A 19,418-nucleotide genomic window follows, 5' to 3' on the forward strand; every position below is an offset into this window, starting at 1 on the left:
AGTGTGGTTGACCATGCGATTGCTGGTCACCGGCGGCGCCGGCTTCATCGGTGCGAATTTTGTGCACAGCACGGTGCGGGAGCATCCCGAGGATTCCGTGACGGTGCTCGACGCTTTCACGTATGCGGGACGGCGCGAGTCGCTGGCCGACGTCGAGGACGCCATCAAGGTGGTCGAGGGCGACGTCGCCGATGCCGCGTTGGTCGACGCGCTGGTCGCCGAGTCCGATGCGGTGGTGCATTTCGCCGCCGAAAGCCACGTGGACAACTCGCTCGACGACCCGGAGCCGTCCCTGCGCACCAACGTCATCGGGACCTACGCGATCCTCGAGGCGGTGCGACACCACGGCGTGCGGCTGCACCACATCTCGACCGACGAGGTCTACGGCGATTTGGAGCTCGACGACCCGGCGCGGTTCACCGAGTCGACGCCCTACAATCCCTCGAGCCCGTACTCGGGGACCAAGGCCGCCGCCGACCTGCTGGTCCGGGCCTGGGTGCGGTCCTACGGGGTGCGCGCGACGATCTCGAACTGCTCCAACAACTACGGGCCGTATCAGCACATCGAGAAATTCATCCCGCGCCAGATCACCAACGTGCTCACCGGTCGGCGCCCCAAGTTGTACGGCCGCGGCGCCAACGTGCGCGACTGGATCCACGTCGAGGACCACAACAGCGCGGTGCGCCGCATCCTCGAAAAGGGCCGGATCGGCCAGACCTACCTCATCAGCGCCGAGGGCGAGCGCGACAACCTGACCGTGCTGCGCACGCTTTTGAAGATGATGGGCCGCGATCCCGACGACTTCGACCACGTTCCCGACCGGGTCGGCCACGACCTGCGGTATGCCATCGACCCGTCGTTGCTGTGCAACGAATTGTGCTGGGCGCCAAAGCACACCGACTTCGAAGAGGGCCTGCGCGCGACCATCGACTGGTACCGGGACAACGAGTCGTGGTGGCGCCCGCTGAAAGACGAGGCCGAGGCGCGCTACGAGGAACGCGGACGCTGACGTGAAGGCTCGCGAACTGAAGGTCCCCGGCGCCTGGGAGATCACCCCGGCCGTCCACGGCGACTCCCGCGGCGTGTTTTTCGAATGGTTCACCGAGCGCGGGTTCACCGATTTCAGCGGCCACCGGCTGGACATCCGGCAGGCCAACTGTTCGGTGTCGTCGGCCGGCGTGCTACGCGGCCTGCACTTCGCCCAGCTGCCGCCGAGCCAGGCCAAATACGTGACGTGCGTGTCTGGCTCGGTGTTCGACGTGGTCGTCGACATCCGCGTCGGCTCACCGACTTTCGGCCAGTGGGACTCGGTCCTGCTCGACGACCAGGACCACCGGACGATCTACATCTCCGAGGGCCTCGGGCACGCCTTCCTCGCCCTGCAAGACAATTCGACCGTGATGTATCTGTGCTCCGCGCAATACAATCCGCAGCGCGAGCACACCATCTGCGCGACGGACCCGGCGCTGGGGATCGACTGGCCCCTGGTTGACGGTGCCGCCCCCAGCCTGTCCGACCGCGACGCCGCGGCACCCGGCTTCGACGAGGTGCGCGCCGCCGGCCTCCTGCCGACCTGGGAGGAGACGCAGCGGTTCATCGCCGATCTGCGCGGCTGACATACCGGCCGGACAACGAAGACGCCGGCGAGCCGGCAACTGTTGCCTTCGACACGCGGTAACTGAAAACGCGTATTTCCCGGCGGCGGAGGGCTACCCGTTACGGTTCGGGTGCGGCCCGGATCCGACTTGTCCTGTCAATTCAGCACTTTCGTGACTGAAATTACATACCATCCGATTCATCGCCAGTCAGCAGCGACCGCTTGACCATCGCCGGAGGGAGCTATGTCGTTTGTGATCGTGTTGCCGGAGCCCGTGGCGGACGCGGCGAAGAGCCTCGAAAGCCTCGGCGCGACAATCCGATCGGCGCACGCGGCGGCGGCCGCGCCCACCACCGCAATCGCGGCGGCCGCCGGCGATGAGGTGTCGGCCGCCATCGCGACACTGTTCGCCCAACACGGAGCCGCCTACCAGGCTCTCAGCGCCCAGGCTGCGGCGTTCCACAGCGAGTTGACGCGGACCGTCAACACGAGCGCGCAAGCCTACGCGGCCGCCGAGGTGACGAACGCCGCGACGCTGCAGACCCTCGAGCAAGACGTGCTGGCGCTGATCAACACGCCAACCAACACCCTGTTGGGGCGCCCCCTGATCGGCGACGGCGCGGACGGCATCACGACCGCGGCGGGAGTCGGAACACCCGGCGGCGCCGGCGGAATCCTGTGGGGCAACGGCGGTCACGGCGGCGCCAGCATCGCCGACGGGGTGGCGGGCGGCGCGGGCGGCCCGGCCGGCTTGATCGGCACCGGCGGCACGGGCGGCATGGGCGGATTGGGCGCGGCCGGCGGGGCCGGAGGCACCGGCGGATTGCTGTGGGGCAACGGCGGAACCGGCGGTCTGGGGGGCTGGACCGGAATCGGCGGCCCCGGCGGGAGCGCGCTGTTCATCGGTGACGGCGGCACGGGCGGCCAAGGCGGAACGTTCATGTACAACGCCGTCGGCACGATCCTTCCCGGCGGAACCGGCGGAACCGGCGGCCATGGCGGCCTGCTCTGGGGGAACGGCGGCGCCGGCGGCATCGGCGGGCCGTACGGAATCGGCGGTGCCGGCGGCAGCGCGCAATGGTTCGGCAATGGCGGCACCGGCGGCATGGGTGGCGCCTTCGCGAACGGCGGCATCGGCGGCAACGGCGGACTTTTGATCGGCGCCGGCGGCGACGGCGGCACCGGCGGCGTCGTCACCGGCATCGGTGGTCAGGGCGGCATCGGCGGCCAATTGCTGGGCGAATCCGGGGCCACCGGCGCCAATGGCGGGCCGGCCGCCGTCCAGCTCACGATGCACGGGACCCGCCCGACACTGCAGGTGTCCGTCGACGGCGGGCCGTTTGTGCAGGCAACGGTCGACACCGGATCGAGCGCCCTGTTCTTTGCACCCCGCGACGTCGATCTGGCGGCCCTCGGCACCCCCATCCAAACCGGACTCACTTACAACTTCGGCAGTCCCGGAGACGAAACGGTCGTCACCTACGACCAATACCGGGCCGCGGTGAACTTCGGGAACGGCATCATGACCCAGCCGACAACCATCGGCGTCATCACCTCCGAAGTTCACAATGGAACGCCCACGACACCCGAAACGCTGGTCGGGGTGGGCGCCAACACGCTCGGCAGTGGATTCACCTCCACTGCCGTGCAGCAATTGCCGGGCCAGCTGGCCAACGGCATTCTGGTCAACCAGCCCGGACACTACTTCCAGTTCGGCGACAACCCGCTCCCCGGGATTGCCGGCGTCACCGGGTCGCCGTTCACCAATGGCCTGATCGTGCAGGTCGGCAACACCACCCTGCAGCCGACCACGGGTGTCGTCGATACCGGCGGCGTCAACGGCAGCATCCCCCACAACCTGTTGCCGCCCGACCTGCAAAACATCCCGATAGGCGGGTCCCTCCCCGCGGGAACCGGAATCTATGTCGGAGTGGTCGATCCGGTGACGGGTGGTTATTCCGTGCTGTACGAGCAGATCACGCAGGGGGGCATCAACGGCACGTTGGTGACGGCCGACGTGGGGGCGGGTGGTGTCTTCAACACCGGGAACTACCCGTACACCCTGATGCCGATCTATCACTCGTACCTTCCCGAATCTGTCGGAACGATCATCTTCGACGCGCCTCCCACTTAGGCCGTCGATAACAAGGTCGACGTCGATCGTTGACCTGTGCCGCCAAGGCGTCTCGTCCACCGATCAATATCGGCTCGGGTTACCCGACGCCTCCTCGAGCATGAGCCGGTCGAGTTTCGCGGCGGTGTCCGACAGCGCCGAGCGGGTCATGCGCAGGACACCCGGGGTTTCGCCGCCGCCGACGCCAGCAGATCGCCCATCAGATGACCCAAGAGGTCAAGGCGGGCGGTGGACAGCCAGGCGGTCAGGTCCGGGTCGTCGAGCCAGCGCAGCTGGCCGCCGTAGTCGGCCACCGCGATGCGCAACCAGTCGAGGTCCGTGTCGGGGTGCGGCACCGGCACGCAGATCCGGTTTTTCACCGTGTCGTCGGGATAGGCGGCCTCCACATGGGCGATCAGCGCCGCGCTGAAGATCTGCTGGCAGCCCCGCACGCTCTGCAAGGTAATGCGGCCGTTCTCGAAAATTGGTGTGGCGGGGCGTTTCTCGGCGCCGTCGGCGGCGCAGTCGACGTACAGGGTCGAGGCGTGCGTGCCGATGGCGCCGCCGTCGAGCACCATCTCGTCGGCCTCGATGCGCCGCACATGTCCCATGCGCACGACGTCGGTGATGCGCCGGAGTTGCTCGAGTTCGGCGCGGGTGACGGTCGCGCACCGATACATGGTGGGCGTGACCGCGGGGTCGATGCGCAACAGGGCGCCGGCATCCTCGAGGCGCGCGAACAGGTCGTCGACCGACGCCGCGTCGCGAACGGCCTTCAGCTGGGCGGTGAACGCGGCCTTGATCCGGTCGGCGAACAACGACCCGGGCTGGATCGTCGCGCGATCGAGTAGCCACGAATCGCGCGGCATGATCCAGGTCAGCCGGTCCGGCGCGATGCCCTGCCCCAGCAACCACAGGCAGGTGTCCATCCCGGTCTTGCCGGCGCCCACGATGACGTAGCGCTCGCGGGCCGCGGCCCCGGGCAGGTCGTTGGGCGGGACGCACTCGACGCCGGGCGCGACGCGGTAGGGCGGCGGGCGCATGGCGGGGACCTCGACGCGCATGTAGGTGGCGTCGACCAGGCGGCGCGCCACGTCGACGGTGTAATCGGTCCCGGCCAGCGTGGTGAAGCGGCCGTCACCGCGGTATTCGCTCATCGGGAAGTAGGCGACCCGCCCGGTCGGCAGCAGCCGGTGGCGCAGGACGTGGTCGTAGTAGGCGCACACCTCGCCCGCGGTCGCCAGCTCGTAAAGGCCCTTGTTCCAGCCGATTTCGTCGATGGCGCCGCTGCCCAGCGGCAGCGAGTTGACCCCGTAGAACGCCGAAGGCTGATGCAGCCGCACGAAAGGGTAGGCCACGGTCCAGTGCCCGCCCGGCTGGTGGTTGCGGTCCACCAGCACCACGCGCGCCTCCGTCTCGGTCACCAGGGTGTCGACGAACGCCATGCCCATCGCGCCCGCCCCGACCAGCAGATAGTCGGCCTCGATGGTGCGCATACGACAAGCTATCCACCTTGCGACGCCCAGGCCAGGTTACTAGGATATGCAAGTAATCGCGCGATACCGACTCCGAGGACATCATGACCACACAGATCCCGCACTTCATCGATGGGAAGCGCACCGCCGGCCAGGCCACCCGCACCGCCGACGTCTTCAACCCCAGCACCGGCGAGGTGCAGGCGAAAGTGCCCATGGCGGGCAAGGCGGACGTCGACGCGGCGGTCGCCTCGGCCGTCGAGGCCCAAAAGGGCTGGGCCGCAACCAATCCGCAGCGCCGCGCCCGGGTCTTGATGCGGTTCATCGAGCTGGTCAACGAGGCGGCTGACGAGCTGGCCGAGCTGCTGTCGCTCGAGCATGGCAAGACGCTGGCCGACGCGCGCGGCGACATCCAGCGCGGCATCGAGGTGATCGAGTTCTGCGTCGGGATTCCGCACCTGCTCAAGGGCGAGTACAGCGAGGGCGCGGGCCCCGGCATCGACGTCTATTCGTTGCGCCAGCCCCTGGGCGTGGTCGCGGGCATCACCCCGTTCAACTTCCCGGCGATGATCCCGCTGTGGAAGGCCGGGCCGGCGCTGGCGTGCGGCAACGCGTTCGTGCTCAAGCCCAGCGAGCGCGACCCGTCGGTTCCGGTGCGCCTGGCCGAGCTGTTCATCGAGGCCGGCCTGCCCCCGGGCGTGTTCCAGGTGGTGCACGGCGACAAGGAGGCCGTCGACGCCATCCTGCACCATCGCGACATCAAGGCCGTGGGCTTCGTCGGCAGCTCCGACATCGCGCACTACATCTACGCCACCGCCGCGGCCACCGACAAGCGGTCGCAGTGCTTCGGCGGCGCCAAGAACCACATGATCGTGATGCCCGACGCCGACCTCGACCAGGCCGTCGACGCGCTGATCGGCGCCGGCTACGGCAGCGCGGGCGAGCGTTGCATGGCGATCAGTGTCGCCGTGCCCGTCGGCGAGCAGACCGCGGACCGGTTGCGCGCCAGGCTGATCGAGCGGATCAACAACCTGCGCGTGGGCCACAGCCTCGACCCCAAGGCCGACTACGGCCCGCTGGTTACCGACGCGGCCCTGGCGCGGGTGCGCGACTACATCGGCCAGGGCGTCGACGCGGGCGCCGAGCTGGTCATCGACGGCCGGGAACGCACCAGCGACGACCTGGCTTTCGGCGACGCGAACCTCGAAGGCGGCTTCTTCATCGGCCCCACCCTGTTCGACCACGTCACCCCCGAGATGTCGATCTACACCGACGAGATCTTCGGGCCGGTGCTGTGCATCGTGCGCGCCCACGACTACGAAGAGGCGCTGCGGCTGCCCTCGGAGCACGAGTACGGCAACGGCGTGGCGGTCTTCACCCGCGACGGCGACACCGCCCGCGACTTCGTCTCGCGGGTGCAGGTGGGCATGGTCGGCGTCAACGTGCCGATCCCGGTTCCGGTGGCCTACCACACCTTCGGCGGCTGGAAGCGGTCCGGGTTCGGCGACCTCAACCAGCACGGCCCGGCGTCGATCCAGTTCTACACCAAGGTCAAGACCGTCACGTCGCGCTGGCCGTCGGGCATCAAGGACGGCGCCGAATTCGTCATCCCCACCATGAAGTAGCGACATGTTTACCCTCAACGACGAAGAACGGGTGATCACCGAGACGGCGGCCGCCTTCGCCGAGAAGCGGATGGCCTCGCACGCGCTGGAATGGGATGCCGCCAACCATTTCCCGACCGACGTGCTGCGCGAAGCCGCCGAGCTGGGCATGGCGGCGATCTACTGCCGCGACGACGTGGGCGGCAGCGGGTTGCGCCGCCTCGACGGCGTGCGCATCTTCGAACAGCTCGCCATCGCCGACCCGGTCACCGCGGCGTTCCTGTCCATCCACAACATGTGCGCGTGGATGATCGACAGCTTCGGCACCCCTGAGCAGCGCAAGGCCTGGGTTCCGCGGCTGGCCGCGATGGACGTCATCGCCAGCTACTGCCTCACCGAGCCGGGCGCCGGTTCGGACGCCAGCGCGCTGAGCACCCGCGCCGTCAAGCACGGCGGCGACTACGTGCTCGACGGCGTCAAGCAGTTCATCTCCGGGGCGGGGGCCTCGGACGTGTACGTGGTGATGGCCCGGACCGGGGGGCCGGAAAAGCCCGGCCCGCGCGGCATTTCCGCGTTCGTCGTGGAAAAGGGCACGCAGGGCCTGAGTTTCGGCGCCCTGGAGGAGAAGATGGGCTGGCACGCCCAACCCACCGCCCAGGTGATCCTGGAGGGCGTGCGGGTGCCCGCCGACGCCATGCTGGGCGGCGCCGACGGCGAGGGCGCCGGGTTCGGCATCGCCATGAACGGCCTCAACGGCGGTCGCCTCAATATCGCGGCGTGCTCGCTCGGCGGCGCCCAGGCCGCCTACGACAAGGCCGGGGCCTACGTGCGCGAACGCCAGGCGTTCGGCTCTCCCCTGCTCGACGAGCCCACCATCCGGTTCACCCTGGCCGACATGGCCACCGGGCTGGAGACCTCGCGAATGATGTTGTGGCGGGCCGCAAGTGCGCTGGACGCCGACGACCCCGACAAGGTCGAGCTGTGCGCGATGGCCAAGCGCTACGTCACCGACACCTGCTTCGACGTCGCCGACAAGGCCCTGCAACTGCACGGCGGCTACGGATACCTGCGCGAGTATGGTCTGGAAAAGATCGTCCGCGATCTGCGGGTCCATCGAATCCTGGAAGGCACCAACGAAATCATGCGGGTGGTCATCGGCCGGGCCGAGGCCGCGCGGTTCCGTGTTTCCTGAAGCCGCCCCGAGAAAGAGAGCCATGACCGAGCATCTCGCGATCGCCTTCCTCGGGCTGGGCCACATGGGTGCGCCGATGTCGGCGAACCTGGTCGCCGCCGGCCATGCCGTGCGCGGATTCGATCCCGCCCCCGCCGCCGCGGCGGCGGCGGCCGAAACGGGCGCCACGATATTCGACAGCGCCGCGGCCGCGGTGACCGATGCCGACGTCGTCGTCACCATGCTGCCCAACGGCGCCCTGGTCAAAAGCTGCTACGCCGACGTGCTGCCCGCCGCCCGACCGGGCGCGCTGTTCATCGACAGCTCCACGATCTCGGTCGACGACGCCCGCGAGGCGCACTCGCTGGCGGCGTCGCACGGGATGCCCCAGGTGGACGCGCCGGTGTCCGGCGGGGTGAAGGGCGCCGTCGCCGGGACGCTGGCGTTCATGGTGGGCGGCGACGAGTCCGCGCTGCAGCGGGCCCGGCCGGTGCTGGAACCGATGGCGGGCAAGATCATTCACTGCGGCGCCGCCGGCGCCGGCCAGGCGGCCAAGGTGTGCAACAACATGGTGCTGGCCGTGCAGCAGATCGCGATCGGCGAGGCGTTCGTGCTGGCCGAGAGGCTGGGGCTGTCGGCGCAGGCCCTGTTCGACGTCATCACCGGCGCGACGGGCAACTGCTGGGCGGTGCACACCAACTGCCCGGTGCCGGGCCCGGTGCCGACGTCGCCGGCCAACGACGGCTTTCGGCCCGGGTTCGCGACGGCGCTGATGAACAAGGACCTGGGCCTGGCGATGGATGCGCTGGCCTCCACCGGTTCGGTGGCTCCGCTGGGCACCCACGCCGCGCAGATCTACGCCGAGTTCATCGCGTCCGACGACTCCCACGCCGCCCTGGACTTCAGCGCCGTGATCCAGATGCTGCGCTGAGCGTTGGCGCACAAGGGTATTCACTCGTAACTCACCAGCGCCACCGCGGCACCGCGTGCAGCGGGCGGGTCAGAAGTCTCCCGCGTTGCGCCGCAACGTCTCGATGGACGACACCAGCGCCTCGGATTCGGCGGCGTCCATGCCGATGTCGGCGAACACCTGCTCGTTGAGCGTGACCGTGGCGTCCTCGACCGTGGAGCGGCCGAGGTCGGTGATCCGCACCAGGGTCGTACGCCCATCGGTGGGGTGCGGGACCCGCTGCACCAGCCCGTCGGCCTCCAGCCGGCGGATGGCGTGGGTGACGCTGGTGACGTGCACCTGCAGGCGGTCGGATGCCTTGGTGATCGGCAGCGCCCCGGCCCGGCTGAACGCCAGCAGCCGCAGCAACTCGAAGCGGGAGAAGCTCAGGTCGTAGGGGCGCAGCGCGTTCTCGACGCGGGCCAGCAGGATCTGGTGCGCGCGCATCACCGAGGTGACGGCGACCATGCCGGGCGCGACGCCGCCCCATCCGGCGCGCTCCCAGTTGGCCCGTGCCGCGGCGATCGGATCGCGGTTGGAGCTTGATGCGGCCACGCCCCTTCTTACCGCATCGGCGGCCGGCCTGTGACCTTTCCTATCGCCGACAGCACCGCCACCGTCGACGCGCGGTTGCCCACGGTGATCCGGGTGCCGCCGTCCGCATAGTGGCGGACCTGCAGCCCGCAGCTGTCGAACACCTCACGCCACGGGCGACCCTGCCGACCCCTCGGAGGCAGGTACGTGAAGTTCGCATGGGCGTCGGTGGTGTAGATCCCCAACGCGCTCAGCCGCATCCGCAGGTAGTGGCGTTCGGCATTGATCGACTGGATCCGTTGCTGCAGTTGGTCTTCGGCCTGGTAAGAGGCCGTCACCGCGAGCAACCCGGTGAGCGCCACGCCGAACGGCAGCTGCTGGGACCACAACGGCCCGGCCAGTTCCGGTGACGCCAGCGCGTAGCCGATCCGCAGGCCCGCCAACCCGTAGGCCTTGGAAAACGTCCGCAGCACCACCACGTTGGGAAAGCGGGCGAGCAGCGCGGGGACGTCGATCCGGTGCTCGGGCGCGGCGAACTCGATGTAGGCCTCGTCGAGCAGCACGACGGTGTCGCGCGGCACGGCGGCGAAAAAGCGCATCAGCTCGGCCGCGGGCTCCAGCGTGCCGGTCGGGTTGTGCGGCCGGCACACCACCACGACCTTGGCGCCGGCCGCGGCGCCGGCCAGCCCGTCGAGGTCGTTGTGCCCGTCCCCGTCGAGGGGAACGGTCAGTGCGTTCAGGCGCGCCATCTTCGCGATGATCGGGTAGCCGTCGAACGTCGGCGCGGCCATCGCGACGGCGTCCCCCGGGGCGGTCAGCGCGTGCAGGGCCTGCAACGCCACCCCCGTGGCGCCGGCGCCCAGCACCACCTGTCGAGCGGGCAGCCCGACGCGGCAGGCGATCACGCCCCGCAGCCGTTCGGGCAGGAACTCCGGATACCGGTTGATCGCGTGCACGGAGCGGATCAGCGCGGACCGCACCGCGGGCAGCGGCGGGAACGGATTCTCGTTGAGCGACAACGCAAGCGGGTCGATGGCCGTGGGGCAGGCGTCGTCGGCCTCGGCGGCGAGGGTGCCGCGGACGAGTTGCATCAGGCCCGCCCGCCCCAGCGCACCGCCGCCGCGCCGGCGAAGTCGCCGGCGTGGGCGAACCCCGCCATCATGATCACGTCGCCGGCGCGCACCTGGCCGCCGGAAAGCGCACGGTCCAGGTTGATCGGGATCCCGGCCCCGAACAGGTTGCCGCACTCGTCGAAGGTGTCGACGTGTCTCGATTTCGGCAGCTCGAGCGCGTCACGCCAGTTACGCAAAAACACGCGGTTGGGCTGGTTGGTGACGAACAGGTCGATGTCCTTGGGGGACAAGTCGATTCGGTCGCACACCGCCAGCGCCACCTCGGGCACCTGCCGGTTGCCGCGGGCCAGCACCTTGGTGATCTTGCTCTCGGTGAAGCCGATGCACAGCTCACCGGTACCGGGCTCCCACCACTTGCGCGGCGGGTCGGGGGACAGCGTCATCTCGCCGTGGTATTCGCCGTAGGTGCGGCACTCAACATCGAGTATGGGTGATCGGTCGCCCAGGGTGACCAGGCCCACCGCCGCGCCGTCGCCGGGCACCGCGGCCTGCGCCTTGCGGCGCACTCCGGGTTGGTCGAAGACCTGACCGGCGGCGTTTTGCGCGACGGCGATCAGCGCGGTGCGGCCTTCCCCGGACGACAGCAGCTTGCGGGCGATGTTGAGCGCCAACACGAAAACCGCGCACCCCCCGTTGTGCAGATCGAGAACCCAGGACGGCCGCATGCCCAGCCGGTGCGCGACCCCCCCGCCCGCGCCGTAGAACGGTAGGTCGGGCGCCTGGGTGTGGGTGATCAGCACGTCCGCGCCGGCGACGACGTCTTCGCCGTGGCGCTCGATGAGGCCCCGCGCCGCGCGTTCGATCATGTCGACGGCGGTTTCGTCCGCGCCGACGTGATGGCGGAAGCGGGGCGCGCGGAACATGAGATTGTCGCGCAGGTCGTCGGATTCGGCGAATTGCGCGTAGTAGTCTGCGCCGATCGGCTCACCGGGCAGGTAGGTCGCGACGTCGATCAGGCTGACGCTTTGCTGGCTCATGGTCGGCTCATCTCATCCACTTCGGGGTCACCGGGAGCCCGTTGCGGTGCCGGTACTCGGCGATGGCCTTGAGGTTCTGCATCTCCAGCAGGTGCCCGGCGCCGAACATGTCCCAGAAGTCGCCGACCCACACCGGGCGTTCGGCCGGCGCGGTCTCCGGGTACGGGTTGTGGTCGTAGAACGGGTGATGGCAATTGGTCCACAGCACAACGGAACCCGGCTTGTCGAGGACCACCTGTGCGTCGACGACCCGCATCAAATAGATCATCCACAGGTGCTTGCCCTGGTCCCACGCGCAGTGGTAGTCGACGGTGCGCGCCTGTTCGTTGGCGACGGTCCGGGTGTAGATCTTGGTCTCCGAACCGAGCCGGTCGTGGGCCAGCCACAGCCCGGGCTCGTCGGTGGGCGTGAAGCCGCGCAGGCTGTACGTCCACTCCTCGAGGCTGCGGGTGTCGGCCATGTATTCGTACAACTCGTCGGGCGGACAATCGACGTACTCGTTGACGGTGCAGTATTCCCCGAACACCTGGTCGTGCGGGTACACCGAGCGCATCATGTCCATGATGATCGGGGTGGCCTTCTCCCGGGGGCTGGTTTCGATGCGGGTCACGCCGTCGATGTCCGGGATATCCTCAAGCGCTGGCAGCGACATCGGTCCGGTTCTCCTTTACCCTCGAAATCTCCTGTGATACGGCATTGTTGGCCGCCGGCCTGCCGAGGAACGGCGCGAACGGCGGGACCTCGTCGGCGGCGCATTCGACGGCGACGACGGCCGGCCCGTCGACGCGCAGCGCGGCGCGCATCGCCGCGGCCAGGCCGTCGAGGTCGGCGACGTCGAGAGACGTCAGCCCCGGGAACATCGCCGCCACCCCGGCGCCCAGCCGGCTGGGCCGAAATCGGTTGTAGCTGTAGAGATCGTCGTAGAACAGCTGCTCGCGCGTCACACACATGGCGTGGGCGTTGTTGTTGAACAGCACGAACGTCACCGGCAGCCGGTACTGCACCGCAGTGTGTATCTCCATGCCGTGCATGAAAAATGCGCCGTCCCCGGCGATCACCACGGTGCGCCCGCGGGGACGGCCGCTGTTCGCGCGCCCGAAGGCCATCCCGATGCCGGCGCCGAAGCTGTAGCCCATGCCGCCCATCCCCAGCGCCACCGCGAACCTGCCGCCCCGCCGCGCGGGCAGGTAGTGGATCGCGGCCGCCCCGGTGTTGCCGGCGTCGACGACGATGTCCGCGCCGTCGGGCACGCAGCCGTCCAGCACCGCCAGGGCGTCCCGATAGCGCACACCGGGGCCCGCGCACGGCGGCGGCGACAACTCGGTGCGCAGCACCACGTTGGGCACCCGCACGCCGGTCGCCCGGCCGGGTCCGGACAGCGCCTGGGTCAGCATGCGCAGCGAGCCGCGCAGGTCGTCGGTGTGCACGTGGGTGCAGGAAACGTACGGCGCCGCCGAGCCGATCGACACCGTGCGGACCGCGGTCAGCGCGTCGTCCAGCCCGGTGCGCGCGGTGACCGGCAGCCGGGTGCCGACCACCAGGCAGACGGCGCTGGCGGCCACCGCCTCGGCCACACCCGGGTGGCCCATGACGCCGGTCACCCCGAGCGCCGACGACGACCCGAGACCCGGTGTGCCGGCGACGTCCTTGGCGTCGGGCACCGTCGCCACCCGCGCCCGCAGCACCGCCCGCAGCGCTTCGAGCTCGGCGCGGGCGTCGTCGCGGGCCACCTGCTCGCCGACGATGATCGTGACCGGTCCGTCCGCGTTGCGCAGGACGGCGGCCAGCGGCAGCGGGTTGCCGATGGGCCGCAGGTCGTGCGCGGTGCTGCCGTTGCGCGCGTAGTCCGTGTAACCCTGCTGAATGTCCTTGGGCAGCAACAACACCGCCGGGCCACCGGTGCGCGCCGCGGCGATCGCCCTCGACAGCGCCGGCGCGGCGTCCGCCGGGCTGAGCACCCGCTCGCACGACACCGACACCGCCGAGAACACCGCGCTCGCGTCGAGCGCTCCGTTGGCGCCGCTGGTGTCCTGGAAGCTGCCCCGGCCGTCCATGGTGGTGGGCGTCTGGCCGACGAGGGCCAGCAGCGGGACCCGGCTCGCCAGCGACTCCCCAAGGGCCGCTACGAGATTCAGCGCCCCGCCGCCGGAGGTCGCCGCGACGACACCGAGCCCGGACCCCAGCCCGGCCCCGCTGCGGCTGTACCCGTCGGCCATGGTGGCGGCGGAGAATTCGTGCTTTGCCAGCACCGCGGTGATGTCGGAGCGGAAGTGCGCGGCGTCGAACAGATCCTCGATGTTGGCGCCGTCGACGCCGAAGATGTGGTCGATGCCGACCGACGCGAGGCGTTCGACGACGTGGTCGACCACCCGCTGCTTCCTGGGCATGCCAGTAACACGACGCCCGGCTGCCGGCAGTTCACCGGGAGTTGGGTTTTACAGCGAACGCTGCAGCAACACCTGGCCGCTATCAGCGGAAACCACTTGCACGGCCGCGATCTGGTCGACCGGCGTGGAGATGCTGCCCGCGGGCGTGGCGGTGTGGCCGGGTTCGGCCACCCACGTCGCCAGCCGGGTCTGGCTGCCGTCGCGACCGACCACCACCATCGCCAGCGTGTCGTGGTGGGCGTACAGCGGCGCCAGGCAGACGCACTTGAGGTTGATCGACGTCCCCCAGTGCTGGCCGCTCACCTGCACCGTCGAGGTCAGCAGCGTGGTACCGACCTGCGCCATCGGCTGGGCGGCCACGGTCGCCTGGTGCGCGGGCGCCGCGGTGTAGCCCTGCACGCCGACGAGCACGCCGACCCCCAGCACCGCGGCCGCGGCCGTCGAGGCCACCCAGGTCACCACCCGGTTGCGGCGCCGGCGCCAGCGCACCGCCGCCTGCAGCGACGGCAACAGCTGTGGCGACATCTCCGGCGTGGCAGCCGGACCGCGGCCGGGCTCGTCCATCGCGGCCACTTCGCCATGGTCGAGCCGCGAAAGCAACGCCGGCACACCGCTCAGGTCGGCGACGGCCGCCCGGCATGCCGCGCACCCGGCCATGTGCGCCTCGAATTCGCGGCGGTCGGAGGCCGACAGCGACCCCAACACGTATGCGGCATCCCACATCGCGTAGCGGTGGTCGTCCCCCGTAGTCAAACCCAGCACCTCGTTGTGTGAGCGATCGTCACCGGGCGGGCCGATGCCTCGTAGCGGCGTCCTCATCTCGTCCATCTCCTGTCACCCCTCAAGTATTCGGAGCCCGTGACCGGCCGGATGGGGCACCCGTCTGTACCCTCGCGCCGTCATCGGGTGACTCCTAGTTCCTGCAGAGTGAGTCGCAACGCCCGCACGGCATAGTGTAGTCGCGACTTCACCGTCCCCTCGGCGATCTGCAGGTCGCCGGCAATCTGCGCGGTCGTCCAGCCACGGTAGTAGGACCGCTCGATCACGGCCCGGTGCTCGGCGGACAGCTGCACCATGGCCTCGGCGATCAGCAGCCGGTCCAGCGCCGCGTTCACCTCGTCCGGCGTCGACAGCTCGGGCGCCCCGGCCTCGTCCAGCGAACCGACCACGTTGCGGTGCCTCGCGCTGCGCCGGTCGTCGATGATCATGTTGCGGGCGACGGTGAACAGCCAGGCCCGCGCCGAGCGTTCGGTGTCGCCGATGACCTCCGGGTGCTGCCACGCGCGCAGCAGCGTCTCCTGCACCACGTCCTCGGCCTGGCTCGCGTCCCCCGTCAACCGCAGGGCATAGCGCCACAAAACCGCGGCGTGCTCGTCGTAGAGCGCCTTCATCAGCGCGGCTTCTACCGCCCTGGACGCGCCCCGAGTGCCGGCAACACGGACCACCCGATCACCTCCCGCCAATGGACACGAGTCGAGTAGGTGTTCAGTTCAGGGCAGGTCAGGCCGACGTGAGGATGCGCGGCCCCGCGTCGGTCACCGCGACGGTGTGCTCCCAGTGCGCCGCGCGCGACCCATCGGCGGTGGTCACGGTCCATTCGTCGTCGAGCACCAGCGTTTTCCCGGTTCCCAGCGTGAGCATCGGCTCGATGGCCAGCACCGAGCCCGGCGCGAGCAGCGGACCCCGCCCGGGGGCGCCCTCGTTGGGCAGGAAAGGGTCCATGTGCATGTGCCGGCCGATCCCGTGGCCCCCGTAGCCCTCCACGATCCCGAACGCACGTCCATAACGGGCCTCGGCGCCGCGGGTCCCCGTTTCGATGGCGTGCGCGACGTCGGTCAGCCGGTTACCCGGGACCATCGCCGCGATGCCGGCGTGCAGCGATTCCCTGGTCGCCTCGCACAGCGCATCGTCGGCCGCGTCGAGCGTCCCGACGCCGAACGTGACGGCGGCGTCGCCGTGCCAGCCGTCCAGCACCGCGCCGCAGTCGATGGACACCAGGTCGCCCGGCACCAGTACTTCCGCGGCGGACGGGATGCCGTGCACGACCCGGTCGTTGACCGACGCGCAGATCGACGCCGGATAGCCGTGATAGCCCAGGAACGACGGGACCGCCCCGGCTTCGCGGATCACCGACTCGGCGATCTCGTCGAGGCTCAACGTCGACGCCCCCGCGACCGCGGCCGCGCGGACGGCCTTGAGGGCGGCGGCCACCACGGCGCCGGCGGCCGCCATCGCGTCGAGCTCGCCGGGGCTGCGCTGCGGCACGACCCTGCGACTCCGCAGCCGCGCCAGCGCGCTCATGATTATTTGCCCAGCGCGTGCAGCGCGCGGGCGAACACCTCGTCCACGGTGCCGATCGCGTCGACGGTCTTCAATCCATCTTTCAACTGAGCCCGGTAGTACTCGAGCAGCGGCGCGGTCTCGTCGCGGTAGACCTTCATGCGATTGAGGATGACGTCGTCGGTGTCGTCGGCGCGGCCGCGGCCCTTGAGCCGTTGCAGCAATTCGTCCTGCGTCACGCGGAACTCGATCACCGCGTCGAGGTCGGTGCCCCGGCGTTGGAGCATCGCGTGCAGCGCCTTGGCCTGCTCCAGGGAGCGCGGATAGCCATCCAGGATGAAGCCGTCGGCGGCGTCGGAATCGTTGAGCCGGTCGTCGACGAGCTGGTTGGTCAGCTCGGAGGGCACCAGGTCCCCTGCGTCCAGGTAGCGCTTTGCCTCCAGCCCGAGTTTCGTCCCGTTTTCGATGTTGTTGCGGAAGAGCTCCCCGGTGGAGATTTGCGGGATCCCGAGCTTTTCGGCGAGCTTTTGGGCCTGCGTCCCCTTGCCCGCCCCCGGCGGTCCAAGCAAAACGACTCTCACTTGAGGAATCCTTCGTAGTTGCGCTGCATGAGCTGGCTCTCGATTTGTTTGACCGTATCCAAACCGACGCCAATCATGATCAAAACCGCAGTACCCCCGAAGGGCAAATTCTGCACGGCCCCGCCGTTGCCGATCTGCAGGAAAAGATTGGGCAGCACCGAGATCGCGCCCAGATAGATCGAGCCCGGCAGCGTGATCCTGCTCAGCACGAAACGCAGATAGTCGGCGGTCGGCTTGCCCGGCCGAATCCCGGGTATGAAGCCGCCGAATTTCTTCATCTCATCGGCACGCTCGTCGGGGTTGAACGTGATCGAGACGTAGAAGTACGTGAAGAAGATGATGAGGCCGAAATAAATGCCGATGTAGACGGGGTCACTCGGGTCGGACAGGTAGCTGCCGACGAACTTGTCCCACCAGCTGTTGCCCACGCCGCCGCTGCCGCTGCGCACCAGCTGGGTGATCAGGTGCGGGATATAGATCAGCGACGACGCGAAGATGACCGGGATAACGCCGGCCTGGTTGACCTTCAGCGGCAGATACGTCGAGGTCCCGCCGTACATGCGCCGGCCCACCATCCGCTTGGCGTACTGCACCGGGATCCGGCGCTGGCCCTGCTCGACGAAGACGACGCCGACGATGATGATCAGCGCGGCGGCGCAGACCGCGGCGAAGATGACCCCGCCGCGGCTGTCCAGGATGGACTTGCCTTCGGCGGGGATGCGCGCCGCGATGCCGACGAAGATCAGCAGCGACATGCCGTTGCCGATGCCGCGTTCGGTGATCAGCTCACCCATCCACATCACCAGGGCGGCACCGCCCGTCATCACCAGCACGATGACGACCAGCGTGAAGATGCTCTGGTCGGCGATGATGTCCAGCGAGCAGCCCTGCAGCAGCCCGCCGTTGGCCGCCAGCGCCACGATGCTGGTGGCCTGCAGCACGGCCAGCGCGATGGCCAGGTAGCGGGTGTACTGGGTCATCTTGGACTGCCCAGCCTGGCCTTCCTTCCGCAACTCCTCGAACCGCGGGATGACGACGGTCAGCAGCTGCACGATGATGCTCGCGGTGATGTAGGGCATCACGCCGACGGCGAACACCGTGAGCTTGAGCAGCGCGCCGCCGGAGAACAGGTTGATCAGCGAATAGATCTGCCCGGCCTCGCCGCCGCTGGCTTCCTTGATGCACTGCTGGACGTTCGGATAGTTCACACCCGGGGACGGCAGCGCGGCACCGACCCGGTACAGAACGACGATGCCAAGCGTGAAGAGGATCTTCCGTCTCAGGTCGACTGTCCGCAACGATGAGATGAAAGCCGAAAGCACTCTTCCTCCTGCGTCCTGCGTCTCGCGCCTAACACCCGCAGGCCAGGACGGACGGCGCCGCGCGTCAAACCGTGTACGAGACTAACAGCTGGACCGCGCGGCCCCGGTCAAGGCCCATCCAGGGACGGGACGCCGACCGCCGCGCGGCGTAGAGTTCTGGTGACTCATTGCATTGGCTAAGTAAGTGGGAGCACCCCATGTCGCGAACCGACCAAGACACCTGGGACTTGGCCTCCAGCGTCGGCGCCACCGCCACGATGGTCGCCGCGGCCCGCGCGCTCGCCAGCGCGGAGCCGGACGCGATCATCGACGACCCGTTCGCGGCGCCGCTGGTCCGGGCCGTCGGCCTCGACTTCTTCATCCGCCTGATCGACGGCCAGGTCGTCCCGTCGGAGTCCCAGGCCGGGGAGCGGGACCTGCGGCTGGAGACGGATTCGATGGCCGTGCGCACCCGCTTCTTCGACGACTTCTTCCTCAACGCGGCCCGCGACGGCGTCACCCAGTCGGTGATCCTGGCCGCCGGCCTCGACGCGCGCGCCTACCGGCTGACGTGGCCGCCCGGCAGCGTGGTCTACGAGATCGACCAGCCCAAGGTCATCGAGTTCAAGACCGCCGCGATGGCCGACCTGGGCGTCACGCCGACCGCCGAGCGCCGAACGGTCGCCGTCGATCTGCGCGACGATTGGCCGGACGCGTTGCGCCGCAGCGGATTTGACCCCGCGCGACCGACGTCGTGGAGCGCCGAGGGCCTGCTGATGTACCTGCCGCCCGACGCGCAGGACCGGCTCTTCGACAACATCACCGAGCTGAGCGCGCCCCGGAGCATGCTGGCCACCGAATACCACGGCGACGATCCCAACCGGACGATGAGCGAACGCGCGCGGGAGTTCAACCAGCGGTGGGCCAACCTGGGTTGCGACATCGACCTGTCGGGGCTGTTCTTCGACGGCGAGCGCAGCAACGTCGTCGACTACCTGACCGAGCGGGGCTGGGCGGTAACCACCCGGCCGCGGCGGGACTTCTTCGCCGATTACGGCCGCACGTTCCCCACCGACGAGGAATCTCAGCTGCGCAACATCCTCAGCCTCACCGCGACACGCGGGTAGGACGCGGGTAGGACGCGGGTAGGAATTGGCGGCGATCGCGGGGGCTGACGGGTCGCATGAACCGGCGTCGCGTGTGTTCTGGCGGCGTCGAATGTGTACTAGGCGGCGTCGAATGTGCCTGTAGGGCGCGATTCGCGCCGGATTTCCGCCCTGCGTTCACACCGAAAGCCCTGCGCTCACACTCGACGG

General features: G+C 69.2%; 17 protein-coding genes and 1 pseudogene. 7 read left to right on the plus strand and 11 right to left on the minus strand.

Annotated elements, in window-relative coordinates:
• Positions 1 to 13: 13 nt before the first annotated feature.
• From rfbB to BST11_RS28920, 3 genes are all read left to right on the plus strand, one after another.
• The gene (rfbB, locus tag BST11_RS07605) at positions 14 to 1,009 is read left to right on the plus strand and encodes a dTDP-glucose 4,6-dehydratase (protein WP_067322176.1); all 996 of its coding nucleotides are present in this window, start codon (positions 14 to 16) and stop codon (positions 1,007 to 1,009) included.
• Position 1,010: 1 nt separating this feature from the next.
• Positions 1,011 to 1,616 carry a dTDP-4-dehydrorhamnose 3,5-epimerase gene (gene rfbC, locus BST11_RS07610; RefSeq protein WP_083137323.1) on the plus strand — a complete coding sequence of 202 codons (606 nt, stop codon included), beginning with the start codon at positions 1,011 to 1,013 and terminating at the stop codon, positions 1,614 to 1,616.
• A gap of 225 nt (positions 1,617 to 1,841) precedes the next feature.
• Entirely contained in the window at positions 1,842 to 3,731 is a 1,890-nt protein-coding gene (locus tag BST11_RS28920; protein WP_083137324.1) for a PecA family PE domain-processing aspartic protease, read from the plus strand.
• 63 nt (positions 3,732 to 3,794) lie between these two features.
• Here BST11_RS28920 and BST11_RS07620 read toward each other — a convergent pair.
• Positions 3,795 to 5,206: pseudogene (locus tag BST11_RS07620) on the minus strand (NAD(P)/FAD-dependent oxidoreductase).
• An 83-nt stretch (positions 5,207 to 5,289) separates the two neighbouring features.
• Between BST11_RS07620 and BST11_RS07625 the strand changes: the two are divergent.
• Genes BST11_RS07625 through mmsB form a run of 3 tightly spaced genes read left to right on the plus strand, consistent with a single transcriptional unit; the run spans position 5,290 to position 8,891 of the window.
• A complete protein-coding gene (locus BST11_RS07625) occupies positions 5,290 to 6,810 on the plus strand; it encodes a CoA-acylating methylmalonate-semialdehyde dehydrogenase (RefSeq protein ID WP_083137325.1) in 1,521 nt (506 codons plus the stop codon).
• 4 nt (positions 6,811 to 6,814) lie between these two features.
• Positions 6,815 to 7,981: an isobutyryl-CoA dehydrogenase gene (locus tag BST11_RS07630; RefSeq protein WP_083137326.1), complete on the plus strand. Its 1,167-nt coding sequence runs from the start codon at positions 6,815 to 6,817 to the stop codon at positions 7,979 to 7,981.
• 22 nt (positions 7,982 to 8,003) lie between these two features.
• On the plus strand, positions 8,004 to 8,891 hold the full coding sequence (mmsB, locus tag BST11_RS07635; RefSeq protein WP_083137327.1) for a 3-hydroxyisobutyrate dehydrogenase: 888 nt from the start codon (positions 8,004 to 8,006) through the stop codon (positions 8,889 to 8,891).
• Positions 8,892 to 8,960: 69 nt separating this feature from the next.
• Here the strand turns inward: mmsB and BST11_RS07640 are convergent, their stop codons facing one another.
• The 10 genes from BST11_RS07640 to secY form a co-directional block, all read right to left on the minus strand.
• Positions 8,961 to 9,464 (minus strand): MarR family winged helix-turn-helix transcriptional regulator, encoded by a 504-nt coding sequence (locus BST11_RS07640; protein ID WP_068213874.1) that lies wholly within the window; start codon positions 9,462 to 9,464, stop codon positions 8,961 to 8,963.
• 8 nt (positions 9,465 to 9,472) lie between these two features.
• Positions 9,473 to 10,534, minus strand: a complete 1,062-nt coding sequence (locus tag BST11_RS07645) for a pyridoxal phosphate-dependent aminotransferase (RefSeq protein WP_083137328.1) — start codon at positions 10,532 to 10,534, stop codon at positions 9,473 to 9,475.
• The gene (locus BST11_RS07650; RefSeq protein WP_083137329.1) at positions 10,534 to 11,553 is read right to left on the minus strand and encodes a 3-oxoacyl-ACP synthase III family protein; all 1,020 of its coding nucleotides are present in this window, start codon (positions 11,551 to 11,553) and stop codon (positions 10,534 to 10,536) included. Before BST11_RS07650 ends, BST11_RS07645 begins: the two co-directional genes overlap by 1 nt.
• A 7-nt stretch (positions 11,554 to 11,560) precedes the next feature.
• The gene (locus BST11_RS07655; RefSeq protein WP_083137330.1) at positions 11,561 to 12,205 is read right to left on the minus strand and encodes an SRPBCC family protein; all 645 of its coding nucleotides are present in this window, start codon (positions 12,203 to 12,205) and stop codon (positions 11,561 to 11,563) included.
• On the minus strand, positions 12,186 to 13,940 hold the full coding sequence (locus BST11_RS07660) for a thiamine pyrophosphate-binding protein (RefSeq protein WP_083137331.1): 1,755 nt from the start codon (positions 13,938 to 13,940) through the stop codon (positions 12,186 to 12,188). Before BST11_RS07660 ends, BST11_RS07655 begins: the two co-directional genes overlap by 20 nt.
• Before the next feature lie 48 nt (positions 13,941 to 13,988).
• Entirely contained in the window at positions 13,989 to 14,768 is a 780-nt protein-coding gene (locus BST11_RS07665; protein WP_083137332.1) for an anti-sigma factor family protein, read from the minus strand.
• A gap of 71 nt (positions 14,769 to 14,839) precedes the next feature.
• A complete protein-coding gene (locus BST11_RS07670) occupies positions 14,840 to 15,385 on the minus strand; it encodes a sigma-70 family RNA polymerase sigma factor (RefSeq protein WP_083137333.1) in 546 nt (181 codons plus the stop codon).
• Positions 15,386 to 15,440: 55 nt separating this feature from the next.
• The gene (gene map / locus BST11_RS07675; RefSeq protein WP_083137334.1) at positions 15,441 to 16,241 is read right to left on the minus strand and encodes a type I methionyl aminopeptidase; all 801 of its coding nucleotides are present in this window, start codon (positions 16,239 to 16,241) and stop codon (positions 15,441 to 15,443) included.
• 2 nt (positions 16,242 to 16,243) lie between these two features.
• A complete protein-coding gene (locus BST11_RS07680) occupies positions 16,244 to 16,801 on the minus strand; it encodes an adenylate kinase (protein ID WP_083137335.1) in 558 nt (185 codons plus the stop codon).
• Positions 16,798 to 18,123, minus strand: a complete 1,326-nt coding sequence (secY, locus tag BST11_RS07685) for a preprotein translocase subunit SecY (RefSeq protein WP_067322103.1) — start codon at positions 18,121 to 18,123, stop codon at positions 16,798 to 16,800. Before secY ends, BST11_RS07680 begins: the two co-directional genes overlap by 4 nt.
• Before the next feature lie 197 nt (positions 18,124 to 18,320).
• Here secY and BST11_RS07690 point away from each other — a divergent pair, with 197 nt between their 5' ends.
• Entirely contained in the window at positions 18,321 to 19,229 is a 909-nt protein-coding gene (locus BST11_RS07690) for a class I SAM-dependent methyltransferase (protein ID WP_083137336.1), read from the plus strand.
• The last annotated feature ends 189 nt before the right edge of the window (positions 19,230 to 19,418 follow it).

This window comes from Mycobacterium alsense, assembly GCF_002086635.1.
Lineage (GTDB): Bacteria > Actinomycetota > Actinomycetes > Mycobacteriales > Mycobacteriaceae > Mycobacterium > Mycobacterium alsense.

Excerpts from the sequence above, each read along its gene's own strand:
- rfbB (WP_067322176.1), top strand. The coding sequence starts at position 14 with ATGCGATTGCTGGTCACCGGCGGCGCCGGCTTCATCGGTGCGAATTTT.
- BST11_RS07660 (WP_083137331.1), bottom strand. The coding sequence starts at position 13,940 with ATGCCCAGGAAGCAGCGGGTGGTCGACCACGTCGTCGAACGCCTCGCG.
- BST11_RS07690 (WP_083137336.1), top strand. The coding sequence starts at position 18,321 with ATGTCGCGAACCGACCAAGACACCTGGGACTTGGCCTCCAGCGTCGGC.
- BST11_RS07630 (WP_083137326.1), top strand. The coding sequence starts at position 6,815 with ATGTTTACCCTCAACGACGAAGAACGGGTGATCACCGAGACGGCGGCC.
- BST11_RS07625 (WP_083137325.1), top strand. The coding sequence starts at position 5,290 with ATGACCACACAGATCCCGCACTTCATCGATGGGAAGCGCACCGCCGGC.
- BST11_RS28920 (WP_083137324.1), top strand. The coding sequence starts at position 1,842 with ATGTCGTTTGTGATCGTGTTGCCGGAGCCCGTGGCGGACGCGGCGAAG.
- BST11_RS07655 (WP_083137330.1), bottom strand. The coding sequence starts at position 12,205 with ATGTCGCTGCCAGCGCTTGAGGATATCCCGGACATCGACGGCGTGACC.
- map (WP_083137334.1), bottom strand. The coding sequence starts at position 16,241 with ATGAGCGCGCTGGCGCGGCTGCGGAGTCGCAGGGTCGTGCCGCAGCGC.
- BST11_RS07650 (WP_083137329.1), bottom strand. The coding sequence starts at position 11,553 with ATGAGCCAGCAAAGCGTCAGCCTGATCGACGTCGCGACCTACCTGCCC.
- BST11_RS07665 (WP_083137332.1), bottom strand. The coding sequence starts at position 14,768 with ATGGACGAGATGAGGACGCCGCTACGAGGCATCGGCCCGCCCGGTGAC.
- mmsB (WP_083137327.1), top strand. The coding sequence starts at position 8,004 with ATGACCGAGCATCTCGCGATCGCCTTCCTCGGGCTGGGCCACATGGGT.
- BST11_RS07645 (WP_083137328.1), bottom strand. The coding sequence starts at position 10,534 with ATGCAACTCGTCCGCGGCACCCTCGCCGCCGAGGCCGACGACGCCTGC.